Source organism: Clostridium prolinivorans (assembly GCF_004011155.1).
In the GTDB taxonomy this organism is placed as follows: Bacteria; Bacillota; Clostridia; order Clostridiales; family Clostridiaceae; genus Clostridium_AT; species Clostridium_AT prolinivorans.
The window spans coordinates 34689-47668 of the sequence record NZ_RJWG01000004.1 but is presented as its reverse complement, the minus strand read 5'-3'; the positions used below and the strand labels follow the sequence as shown (position 1 = coordinate 47668).

Sequence of the window (12980 nt, the reverse complement as noted above, 5' to 3'; positions counted from 1 at the left end):
AGTGTCTCTACATTATATTTATAAGTGGTGATGAGATGATAGCTTTAGATCATAGTGATATTAAAACAAACAATAAAAAAAGAATAATAAATCTCTTATCAAAAGAAAGAGAACTTACAAAACTTGATATTTCAAGGAAATTAGATATAAGTGTTCCAACTGTAACAACTATTGTAGGAGAACTTATAGAAGAAGGCATTGTAGAAGAAGCTGGAGTTGCAACATCTACAGGCGGAAGAAAACCTGTTATAATAAGATTTTTACCTAATTCAAGATATAGTATTGGTATAAATTTAGAAAAAGACTATATAAGAGCTGTTCTTACTAATTTAGATAGCAAAATAATTGAGGAAACAAAAAAAGAGTTAACTGTACTTACAGAAAATGAAATTTTAGACATTATTAAAATGTTAATAGAACACTTAATGAATTTTAAAGAAGATATAAAAGATAAGCTTTTAGGTATAGGAATTTCTTTGCCTGGTATTATAAATGAAGATGAACTTACGCTTGAAGTTGCAACTAATTTTAGACTTAAAAATATATCATTTAAAGAGCTTAATTCCTATTTTAATATTCCAATATTTTTAGAAAATGAAGCAAATGCAGGAGCTATTGCAGAATCTAAGCTTGGTATAGCAAAAGATCTTAAAAATCTTATATACGTATCTATTACCGAAGGAGTTGGCGGAGGTATATTTATAGATAATGGTATGTATAAAGGTAAAGATAAAAGAGCTGGCGAAATTGGACATATGTGTATTATTAAAAATGGAAGGCAATGCAACTGTGGAAGAAAAGGATGTTGGGAAACTTATGCATCTAATCGTGCTTTAATAAAAGACTATAATAAAAAATCAAGTGAAACTGTAAAAAGTATAAATGAAATAATTAAAAGATATAATCTTGGAGAAGAAAATGCTATTTATGTAATAGAAGAATATATAGATAATTTAGCAGAGGGAATACAAAATCTTATTTTTATATTTAATCCAGATTATATAGTAATCGGAGGAGAAATTAGCAAGTATTCAGATATCTTTAGTAAAAAAATTTCAAATAAAGTTTTTAATAGCAATGAATTTTATAAAGAAGGAGATGTAAATATATTATTTTCTTCTTTAGGAGATGATTCAAATATATTAGGAGCAGCACTTATACCTATTTTGGATAAATTTGGTTTTTAATATAAATTAAATTATATTAGGTGGAGGTTAATTATGAATTTTTTAGGAATAGATTTAGGAACTTCATCGGTTAAAATAGTTATTATGAATGAACAAGGTCAAGTAACAGCATCAGTTTCAAAAGATTATGATGTAATTTATAAAAAGGTAGGCTGGGCTGAACAAAGGCCAGAAGACTGGTGGAATGCTACAAAAGATGGAATAAGAGAGGTTATTAAAAATTCAAATACAGATGGGGATAGTATTAAAGGAATAGGTTTCAGCGGACAAATGCATGGACTTGTACTTTTGGACAAATATGGGAATGTATTAAGACCAGCTATTCTTTGGTGTGATCAAAGAACACAAGAAGAATGTGATTATTTAAATTATGAAATTGGTCAAAAAAATATATCTCTTTATACGGGTAATAAAGCTTTAACAGGTTTTACTGCACCAAAGCTTTTGTGGGTAAAAAAACATGAAAAAGAGATATTTAATAAGATAGCACATATACTATTACCTAAAGATTATATAAGATATAAATTAACAGGACAATTTGCAACAGATGCATCAGATGCATCAGGAATGCTTATGCTTGATGTAAAAGAAAGAAAATGGTCAAAAGAAATGCTTGACATACTTGGAATAAAAGAAGAAGTTCTTCCTAAAGTTTACGAATCTTGGGAACCTACAGGTAATATTACTAAGGAAGTAGCAGAATATACTGGGCTTACAGAGGATACTATAGTAGTTGCTGGAGCTGGGGATAATGCAGCAGGTGCAGTAGGAACTGGAGTTGTAAAAAGCGGGAATTTATTAATTACTCTTGGGACTTCTGGAGTAGTATTTGCAAGCAGTGATAATTACGAAGTAGATGATGAAAATAGATTACATTCTTTTTGCCATTCAAATGGGAAATGGCATCAAATGGGAGTTATGCTTTCAGCAGCTTCTTGCTTGAAATGGTGGATAGAAAACATAAATAAAAAATTAGAAAGTGATTCTTTTGATAACCTTTTAAATGAAGCTGAAAAATCACCAGTTGGAAGTAATGGAGTTATTTTCCTTCCGTATTTAATGGGAGAAAGAACTCCATATAGCGATCCTGATGCTAAGGGAGTTTTCTTTGGACTTAATATGACAAACACTAGAGGAGATATGACAAGAGCAGTTTTAGAGGGAGTTTGTTTTGGACTTAGAGATTCTCTTGAAATATTAAAAAGCTTAAATGTTCCAATTGAAGCTGTTAGAGTAAGTGGAGGAGGAGCAAAAAGTCCTTTATGGAGACAAATTTTAGCTGATATATTTGGTGTAAAGGTTCAACTTATAAGTTCTAAAGAAGGTCCAGCTTATGGGGCAGCTATATTAGCAGCAGTTGGCTGTGGATTGTACTCTACAGTAGATGAAGCCTGTGAAAAACTTATTAAAGTTACAGACTCAATAGATCCAATTTTAGAAAATGTTGAAAAATATAATAAATATTATGATATATATAAAAAACTATATCCATCATTAAAAGAATCTTTTAAAGAAATAAGTAAGGTTCAATAATATAAATAAAGCCTCTATAATTCAAATAAAATTTTTTTATCTTGATGATTGGTTAAAACTTCAATAATATAAATAAAGCCTCTATAATATATTATAGAGGCTTTATTTAGTGCGTATTTATAATACAGTAAATTCTTTATCAATAGTTATTAATGCATTATATTTTGGATGAATTTTTTTTAGTTCTGAATTTATTTTATTTTTAATATTTTCTTCATCTTCATCTTTAAAACCTTTTGTATGCTGTACAACAACATCAAAAATTAAATTTTTATAATCACCATCTCCAACTACTCTAAAATCATGAAGAGATTTAACCATAGGAATTTTTTTAATTATATTTTCTAATTCTTCTTTAGCTTTATTTATTTCTTCACTATTTGTATTTATAGGATCCATGTGTATAACTAAAAATATGTTAAGTTTTTTAGAGAGCTCCTTTTCAGCTTTATCTATTATTTCGTGTATTTCAACTATAGAAATATTACAAGGTACTTCTGCATGAATAGAAGCCATACAGCGTCCTGGACCATAGTTGTGTATAACTAAATCATGAACACCACTTATGTGATTATAACTTAAAACTCCTTTTTTTATATTTTCAACAAGTTCTGGATCTGGTGCTTCTCCAAGTAAAGGATTTAAAGTATTTTTAGTAAGTGAAAAACCTGAATATAGTATAAATAAAGCAACTAAAATTCCTATATAGCCATCAATAGGTAAAGTAGTCCATTTGGATATTAAAAGAGAAAAAGCTACACAGCTAGAAGTAAAAACATCTCCAAGAGCATCCAAAGAAGATGCTTCAAGAGCTCCAGAATTAATAGCTTTACCTATAAATTTATTAAATTTACTTAACCATATTTTACCTAATATAGATATTAGTATAAGTATAAAAGGAATTAACTCAAATTTTACATAACTAGGATTAATTATTCTATCAAAGGAAGATTTAATAAATTGAAAACCAACAAGCATTACCATAAAAGAAACTATAAGTGCAGATAAATATTCAATTCTTCCATGGCCAAAAGGATGCTCTTGATCAGCAGGTTTATTTGCAAGTTTAAAACCAACTATAGTTATAACTGAAGATGCAGCATCAGAAAGGTTATTAAAAGCATCAGCAGTTACAGCTATACTTTTAGAAATAATACCTACTGAAAGCTTTATAGTAAATAAAATAACATTAACTATAATGCCTATTATTCCACCTAAATAAGCATAGGCAGTTCTAACTTTTTCATCTTTTGTATTTTTATAATCTTTAATGTATTTTGATACTAAAAATTGAGACAGCATTTTTAACACTCCTAAAAATTATAATATTTTTAATATATCATATAATACAAATATTTCAATATTATTAAACAAAATACTGGAAAAATATTATGGAATTTTGATATACTTTAAATGTATTTTATTATTTATATGTATTATATGTAATTGAATAACTTTTAGATATTAATAATTAAAACTAAATATAGATTAGTAAAATAATATTATAAAAAGTTTTTATAATATTAAATGCTTTAATGTATTTTAATGTGTAATTAATAATATTAAAACAATTTAATCTATAAATGTGCTAAAGTATAAATTAAGTTATTTTATATTCACTATATCAGGAGGAAAAATATATGACAAATGAAATAAAATTTGCACAAAATTTAATAGACTTTATTTATGAAAGTCCAACTGCTTTTCATGCTGTAGAAAGTGTAAAAAAAGTTCTTTTAGATAATGGTTTTAAAGAACTTAAAGAAGAAGAAAGATGGAAGTTTGAGAAGAATGGAAAATATTTTGTAACTAAAAATGATTCTGCTTTATTTGCCTTTATACTTGGAAGTGGAAGTATTACTAAAAAAGGCTTTAGAATTATAGGAGCACATACAGACTCTCCAAGCTTTAGAATAAAACCTAATCCAGAGATTATTTCAGAAAATGCATATATAAAGCTTAACACAGAAGTTTATGGAGGACCTATATTAAATACTTGGTTTGATAGACCTTTATCTATTGCTGGAAGAGTTATAGTAAAGGGAGAAAATATATTTTATCCAAAGACAAAGCTTGTTAATATAAATAAACCAATTTTAATAATTCCTAATCTTGCAATACATATGAATAAAGATGTTAATAAGGGTATGGAAATTAATACTCAAAAGGACACACTTCCTCTTGTTTCAGTTATAAATAATGAGCTTGAAAAAGAAAATTATTTATTAAATATTATAGCATCTGAGCTTAAAATAAATGTAGAAGATATTTTAGATTTTGATATTTTCTTATATGAATATGAAAAAGGAAAAATTATAGGACCAAATGATGAATTTATATCAAGTTCAAGATTAGACGATTTAGCTATGGTTCATGCTGCTCTTTATGCATTTGTAAATACTAAAGAGAGTCAAAATTTTAATGTGCTTGCTTGTTTTGATAACGAAGAAGTAGGAAGCTCAACAAAGCAGGGAGCAAATTCAGAAATTCTTGCCAATATTTTAGAGAGAATAGTTTTAAATTTAGGAGGAGACAGAGAGGACTTTTTTAGAACAATTGCAAGAAGTTTTATGATATCTTCTGATTTAGCCCACGCTGTTCATCCCAATGCAGGAGAAAAAGCTGATCCTATAAATAAACCAATTATAAATAAAGGACCAGTTATAAAGTTAGCTGCCAATCAAAGTTATACTACTGATGCTGATTCATTAGCAGTTTATGAGCAAATTTGTAAAAAGGCAGAAATTCCTGTTCAAAAATTTGTAAATCGTTCTGATGCTCGGGGAGGATCAACTATAGGTCCAATATCTTCGACACATATAAACCTTCGTTGTGTGGATATGGGAACACCTATACTTGCTATGCATTCTATAAGAGAATTAGGAGGAGTTTTAGATCACACTTATGTATCTAAATCTTTTGAAGAATTTTATAAATTATAAAAAAATTATTGAAATATTTATTATATTGTGTTAAACTTACTTTAATTTAATAAAGTTTATAGCTTTACCTAGGGTAGAGGTGCTGTAACTAATAGTATCTATGCTGAGCTGGCGGGCAAAGAAGCATAGGGAAAGGAGCTACAGCCGAAGGGAAAATATCTGCAAGAGTTTTCCCTGGCATTGTATAAAATATATACAATGCTGTCATCATGAAAATGATGGAGAGCTACAAGGTACACAAAAGGTTGCGTATAAATACTTTTATGCAGCAAAGGTGTCCCTTTGCTGCATTTATAATATATTTAATTATAAATGATTATATTATAAAAATCTTTTTATTAAAGATTTACCTATTATATATGGATGTAATAGAAATTTAAAAACATTATAAATAGTAAAAATTAATTTACAGCTTATTGTGGGTTAATCATACTTATATAAAAATTTAAATATAGGAGAGGTAATATTTATGGAACTTTTTGGAACTAGTGAAATAAAAAATAATGAGCTTTATATAGGCGGAATAAGTACAGTTGAACTTGCGAAAAAATATGGTACACCGCTTTATGTTATAGATGAAGCTTTTGTAAGAAGAAAATGTCAAAGATATTTTAAATCTTTTAAAGTTAAGGAAAGAGGTAATAGAGTTGCTTACGCAGGTAAGGCTTTTTTAATATTGGCTATGTGTCAGCTTATAAATGAGGAAGGACTTTGCCTTGATGTAGTATCTGGAGGAGAGCTTTATACTGCAATTAAAGCAGGTTTTCCACTTTCTAAGGTTTATTTCCATGGTAATAATAAAACATTAGAAGAAATTGATATGGGAATAAAAAATGGAGTAGGCAGATTTGTTGTAGATAATTTTTATGAAATAGAAAAAATAAATGAAATTGCAGCTAAATATAATAAAGTACAAAAAATACTTCTTAGAGTTACTCCAGGAATTGAAGCTCATACTCACGAGTATATAAAAACAGGACAAATAGATTCAAAGTTTGGGTTTACTATTTTAAATGATAATACTTTAAATGCAGTAAAGAAATCAATTGAGCTTCCTAATATAGAACTTGTAGGCCTTCATTGTCATATAGGTTCTCAAATTTTTGATATAAAGCCTTATGAAGATGCAGCAGAAATAATGATGTCTTTAATATCAAACATAAAAAAAGAGTTAGGCTATGAACTTAAAGAATTAGATTTAGGTGGAGGTTTTGGAATTCATTACAGAAGCGGTGATAATCCAAAAAGCATAGAAGATTTTTGCTCAGCAATAATAAATAAAGTAGATGAAATGGCTGAAAATTTAAATATTAATATTCCTATTTTAACTATAGAACCAGGAAGATCTATAATAGGTAAGGCAGGAACTACTTTGTATACAGTAGGTTCTATAAAGGAAATCCCTCAAATAAGAAAATATGTTTCAGTAGACGGAGGTATGACTGATAATATAAGACCAGCTCTTTACAAAGCAGAATATGAATGTATTATAGCAAATAGAGTTGAAGATGATTTAAAAGAAAAGGTAACAATTTCAGGCAAATGCTGTGAATCTGGAGACATATTATTAAATGATGTTAATATACCAAAAGTAAAAAGTGGAGATATTCTTGCAGTTTTATCTACAGGTGCTTATGGATATTCTATGTCAAGTAACTATAATAAAATACCAAAAGCAGCAGTAGTATTTGTAAAAGATGGGAAATCTAAATTAGTCTGCAAAAGACAAAGCTATGAAGATATAATAAATAATGAATTATTATAAAGGCAAGGAAATACCTTGTCTTTTTTTATGTAAAATTATTATTTTACTATATTGTGATTATCTTACAAAAGGCCTTTTTATTAAATGCTGACTACTATATATAAAATAATGCAAATTTAGAAACATTATAAATTGCATGGTGGAAATTAATTTACAGCTTATTGCAGATTAATCATATTGTTAATATTAATTTTAAAAATATTTATATAAAAATATAAAATCTGTAATATATGTTACGGATAAATTTTTAGCTATTTGATAATATTATATTATGTAAGTTACAGAAATTATTTAAAGGTTAAAAATTTTATTACATAAATATGAGGAGGAGATAAAAATGAGTATGTTTTGTTATCAATGTCAAGAAACAGCTGGAGGAAAGGGCTGTACATTTAAAGGAGTTTGCGGTAAAACTTCAGATTTAGCAAATATGCAGGATTTATTAATGTATATATTAAAAGGTATATCTGTTGCCAATGTAAAAGCAAGAGAGCTTGGAGTTAATAAACCTTTTACAGATAAGTTTGTGTTTAATGGATTGTTTATGACTATTACAAATGCAAATTGGGATAAGTCAAGATTTTTAAATGAAATTAGAGAAGGTATTAAATTAAGAGATGAAATAATAGCTGCAGTTAAAAGTGCAGGAGGAGTTATAGAAAGTAACTATGAAGGTTTAACTTGGACTGGAGAAACAGATGCAGAATTAGAAGCTAAAGCTGAATCAGGAGATGTAAGTATTCTTCAAACAAAAGATGAGGATATAAGAAGTTTAAGAGAACTTTTAACTTACGGAATAAAAGGTATGGCTGCTTATGCAGAACATGCATTTAATTTAGGATTTGAAGATAAAAATATATATGAATTTATGCAAAGAGGACTTGCAGCAACAACTGATGACAATTTAGGTGTTAATGAATATGTATCTATGGTATTAGAGTGCGGCAAGTATGGAGTAGATACTATGGCACTTTTAGATAAAGCTAATACTTCTACTTATGGAAATCCAGAAATAACTAAAGTTAATATAGGAGTTAGAAATAATCCAGGAATACTTGTAAGTGGACACGATTTAAAAGATTTAGAAATGCTACTTGAGCAAACAGAAGGAACTGGAGTAGATGTATACACTCACTCAGAAATGCTTCCAGCTCATTATTATCCAAAATTCAAAAAATATTCACACTTTGCAGGTAATTATGGTAATGCTTGGTGGAATCAAGATAAGGAATTTGAAAGTTTTAACGGCGTTATATTAATGACTACTAACTGTATAGTGCCTCCAAAAGCTTCATATATTAATAGAATGTTTACAACTGGTGCAACAGGAGTTTCTGGAGTTAAACATATAGAAAAGAGAGAAGATGGAACAAAAGACTTTTCAGAGCTTATTAAACTTGCAAAAACATTACCAGCTCCAACAGAAATTGAAAGCGGAGAAATAGTAGGTGGTTTTGCTCACGCTCAAGTTTTACAACTTGCAGATAAAATTGTAGAGGCAGTTAAAACTGGTGCTATAAAAAGATTCTTTGTTATGGCTGGATGTGATGGAAGAATGAAGAGCAGAAATTACTATACAGAATTTGCTGAAAATCTTCCTAAAGATACAGTAATATTAACAGCTGGATGTGCAAAATATAGATACAATAAATTAAATCTTGGAGATATAAATGGAATACCAAGAGTATTAGATGCTGGTCAATGTAACGACTCTTATTCTTTAGCTATTATAGCATTAAAGCTTAAAGAAGTATTTGGACTTGATGACGTAAATGAACTTCCAATATCCTATAATATTGCTTGGTATGAACAAAAAGCTGTTATAGTACTTTTAGCACTTTTATATTTGGGAGTAAAGAACATCCATTTAGGCCCAACATTACCAGGATTTTTATCTCCAAATGTAACTAAAGTTTTAGTTGAAAACTTTGGAATTGCTGGAATAACAAATGTTGAAGATGATATTAAAATGTTTATGGGTGAATAAATAATTTAAAAAAGACGGTTAAAGTTAATTTATATTGCTTTAATCGTTTTTTTTGTATGTTTATTAAAATACAATTTAATAACTTAACATTATCTTATAGCAAAATATTAACTATATTTTTATATATTGATTAATATATAGATAAGTGTAATTAATATATGAACATACTTATAAAGTAAAAGTATTAGTATATAATTAGTATACAAGCTTTACAAATAAAATTTATACCTTTATAATTTTTATATGTATTATTTAAATATAAGTTTTGGAGGAGTTGAAAATGAAACATATAGTAAATTTTTTTAAAGGTATAGTTGTAGGAATAGCTACATTAGTACCTGGTGTTAGTGGAGGAACAATGGCGATAGTATTAGGTATATATGATGATTTAATACATGCTGTTGCTTCTTTTTTCAAAGATATAAAAAAGCATACAATTTTTTTATTTGAAGTAGGGTTAGGAGCTCTTTTAGCACTTTTACTTTTTAGTAGATTATTAGAAAATGTTATAGAAAAGTATCCTGAAATTATGGGATTTTTGTTCATAGGTATAATATGTGGAGGTCTGCCTGTATTATATAAAAAAGCAACAGAACAAAAAAATGATTGGAAGGATTTTATTTTCTTAATATTAGGATTTATAATTGTTTTAATTATGTCTGGAGATTCTGAAACAACAACTGCACTGGCTACATCTAAAGGATTTTTAAGTATTGTTTTTTTATTAATTGGAGGAATTATTATAGCAATAGCTTTAATTCTGCCTGGAATAAGTGCATCTTTTATGCTTTTAAGTTTAAATTTATATAATATTACATTAAGTGCTATTAATAATAGGAATATACCTTTTTTAGTCCCTCTTGGTATAGGAGTAGTTGTAGGAACTTTGGCAACTGCAAGAGCCATAGAGAAACTTCTTATTAAATATCCAGGAAAAACATATATGCTTATATTGGGATTTGTAATTGGTTCACTAATTCCTGTATTTCCTGGCATTCCTAAAGAAATTTTAAATATGAATACTTCAATTGAAGCTTTAAAGCAAGGCATATTTAGTTTAATAATTTCTCTTGGGGTTTTAATAATAGGATTTTTATCAATAACTTGGTTAAGTAAAAAGGAAATAGAAGAAAAATAAAAATTTAAGTATAATATTTAAAAAGTAAGATATATTAACTTATATAGATTAAAAAATAATATTGATCCAACTAAATAGGAGGAACTATGTGTAAAGAAGCAAAGATACTACTAGTTGTAAGTACTCTATTTACCTTTGCTATAGGATTATCATCTATATTTGTTAATGTATTTTTTTGGAAACAAACATCAAATTTTATAATTATTGTATTATTTAATTTAATACAGTATATTTTAACACCTTTTGCTTTTATTGCAGGAGGAATTATAGCTAAAAAGAAAAATGGCATTTGGTGTTTAAGGATAGGCCTTTTTATATATGCTGTTTCTTATGCATTTATTTTATTTTTAGGTAAAAACGGCGGCATTTATATTTATCTTGTAGGCATGCTTTTAGGTATGGCAGCAGGATTTTATTGGCTTGCTTTTAATACATTAAGTTTTGATTTTACTTGCATGGATAATAGAGATACTTTTAATGGTTTCAATGGGAGTTGTACAGGAGCAGCTGCAGCTGTAGCTCCTATAACTGCTGCTTATATTATAAGCAGATTTAATGGTACAAAAGGGTATAATTTTGTATTTATATGTACATTATCATTATTTATAATATTAATATTTATTAGCTTTACTTTAAAATGTAAAAGTTATGGCGATAAACTTAATATGAAAAAAGCTTTTTCACGAAATTGTGAAGAATGGAATATAATAAGAAAATCTACTTTTTTTTGGGGATTTAGAGATGTTATAATAGCTTTTATAGTGAATATATTAATAATAGAAACAACAAAAAGTGAACTTTCTCTTGGAAAACTTACTTTTATTGCTTCACTTTTAACTTCAGCATCTTATATACTTGTACAAAAGATAATAAAGCCGCCTAAAAGAAAATTTGCTATATTCTTAGGCACTATTGGATCTTTTATATCAGTTTTAGGTATAACTTTTAAGATAACTTATAGTACTTTGTTCTTTTATGTTATTATGGATGCATTTTTTCTTCCATTTTTTTTAATACAGCTATCTTCTTCAACTTTTAATGTTATAAATAGTAATCATGATGAAGATATGAGAATAGAATATATGATTAATAAAGATATTGCTATAAACAGTGGCAGAGCTATTAGTGCTGTAATATTAATAGTACTTTTAATTATATTTAAGAATATATCTGTACTTAGAATATATTTAGTATTTATATGTATACTTCCTTTGATATCTGGATACTTTTTATCTAAATTAAAACATGTTTTATATGGTAAATGTATACATCAATGCGAAAAAATAAATAAAAAATAAATTATATAAACTTCCTATAAATTTAATTATTAAATTTATAGGAAGTTTATTTTTTTATAAATATAAAGTATAATATATTTAACAATAATTATTATCAAATATATTATATATAAATAAAATTATTTTTAAAAACAAACTCATAGTATTATAGAATTATCATTTTGTTATATTTAGTTTATATGCTGGATATTTATATAATATATAAAGGAGGGAATATATGTCAACACAAACTATTTTATTTGCTTTTGCTACAACTCTTTTAGCAGGGTTATCTACGGGGATTGGAAGTTTAATAGCTTTCGTTGCTAAAAAAACAAATACAAAATTTTTATCAATAGCATTAGGATTTTCAGCAGGAGTTATGATTTATGTTTCATTTGTTGAAATTTTTTCTACAGCTCAAAAATCTTTATCAATGCAAGCAGGAGAAAAAATAGGAAATATTTATACTGTACTTGCTTTTTTTGGTGGTATGTTTATTATTGCAATTATAGATAAATTAGTTCCAGATTTTGAAAACCCACATTCTATGCAAAGTGTAGAAGATTTAGAAGATATACAAAAAAATAATAATTTATTAAGAATGGGAGTTATGTCTGCACTTGCTATTGGAATTCATAATTTTCCAGAAGGATTGGCAACATTTACAGCATCATTAAAAGATCCAAGTCTTGGTATACCAATTGCAGCTGCTATAGCTATTCATAATATACCAGAAGGTATAGCTGTTTCTATTCCTATTTATTATGCTACAGGTAATAGAAAAAAGGCATTTTTATATTCTTTTATTTCAGGACTTTCAGAACCTATAGGAGCTTTAGTAGGGTTTTTAATATTTATGAGATTTTTCAATGATTTTACTTTAGGAATTGTTTTTGCAATGGTGGCTGGAATTATGGTTTATATATCATTAGACGAACTTTTACCAGCAGCAGAAAAATATGGAGAGCATCATTTATCTATATATGGAGTTATATCAGGAATGATTGTTATGGCAATAAGTTTAATAATTTTATAATTTAGATTGTAAAACTTCATACCATTGTGGTCGAGAATGTAAATTTTTTAAGTTAGGGGAGTTCTATACTCCCCTAACTTAATATTACACTAACTTTTAATTTTGAATGTAT

General features: G+C 27.2%; 9 protein-coding genes and 1 riboswitch. Of the genes, 8 read left to right on the top strand and 1 reads right to left on the bottom strand.

Translation table 11 applies throughout. From position 1 onward, the window contains the following. Positions 1 to 35: 35 nt before the first annotated feature. Both EGD97_RS05440 and xylB read left to right on the top strand, forming a co-directional pair. Entirely contained in the window at positions 36 to 1187 is a 1152-nt protein-coding gene (locus EGD97_RS05440) for an ROK family transcriptional regulator (protein WP_127836694.1), read from the top strand. Positions 1188 to 1220: 33 nt separating this feature from the next. Further along, positions 1221 to 2720 carry a xylulokinase gene (gene xylB / locus EGD97_RS05435; RefSeq protein WP_127836693.1) on the top strand — a complete coding sequence of 500 codons (1500 nt, stop codon included), beginning with the start codon at positions 1221 to 1223 and terminating at the stop codon, positions 2718 to 2720. A gap of 117 nt (positions 2721 to 2837) precedes the next feature. Here xylB and EGD97_RS05430 read toward each other — a convergent pair whose 3' ends face one another. Further along, positions 2838 to 4022 carry a cation diffusion facilitator family transporter gene (locus EGD97_RS05430; RefSeq protein WP_078681206.1) on the bottom strand — a complete coding sequence of 395 codons (1185 nt, stop codon included), beginning with the start codon at positions 4020 to 4022 and terminating at the stop codon, positions 2838 to 2840. Between the two features lie 338 nt (positions 4023 to 4360). On the opposite strand from EGD97_RS05430, the gene EGD97_RS05425 reads away from it, so the two are divergent. The 6 genes from EGD97_RS05425 (at position 4361) to zupT (ending at position 12868) form a co-directional block, all read left to right on the top strand. Then, entirely contained in the window at positions 4361 to 5662 is a 1302-nt protein-coding gene (locus EGD97_RS05425; protein WP_127836692.1) for a M18 family aminopeptidase, read from the top strand. Positions 5663 to 5728: 66 nt separating this feature from the next. Then, a riboswitch (Lysine riboswitch) is annotated at positions 5729 to 5899 on the top strand. 232 nt (positions 5900 to 6131) lie between these two features. After that, positions 6132 to 7427, top strand: coding sequence for a diaminopimelate decarboxylase (gene lysA / locus EGD97_RS05420; RefSeq protein WP_127836691.1), 1296 nt, complete (start codon positions 6132 to 6134; stop codon positions 7425 to 7427). 337 nt (positions 7428 to 7764) lie between these two features. Beyond that, the gene (gene hcp, locus EGD97_RS05415; protein ID WP_078681203.1) at positions 7765 to 9414 is read left to right on the top strand and encodes a hydroxylamine reductase; all 1650 of its coding nucleotides are present in this window, start codon (positions 7765 to 7767) and stop codon (positions 9412 to 9414) included. A gap of 280 nt (positions 9415 to 9694) precedes the next feature. Further along, positions 9695 to 10552, top strand: a complete 858-nt coding sequence (locus EGD97_RS05410; RefSeq protein ID WP_127836690.1) for a DUF368 domain-containing protein — start codon at positions 9695 to 9697, stop codon at positions 10550 to 10552. 86 nt (positions 10553 to 10638) lie between these two features. Continuing rightward, positions 10639 to 11850 (top strand): MFS transporter, encoded by a 1212-nt coding sequence (locus EGD97_RS05405; protein ID WP_127836689.1) that lies wholly within the window; start codon positions 10639 to 10641, stop codon positions 11848 to 11850. Positions 11851 to 12067: 217 nt separating this feature from the next. Then, a complete protein-coding gene (zupT, locus tag EGD97_RS05400; RefSeq protein ID WP_078681200.1) occupies positions 12068 to 12868 on the top strand; it encodes a zinc transporter ZupT in 801 nt (266 codons plus the stop codon). Positions 12869 to 12980: the final 112 nt, after the last annotated feature.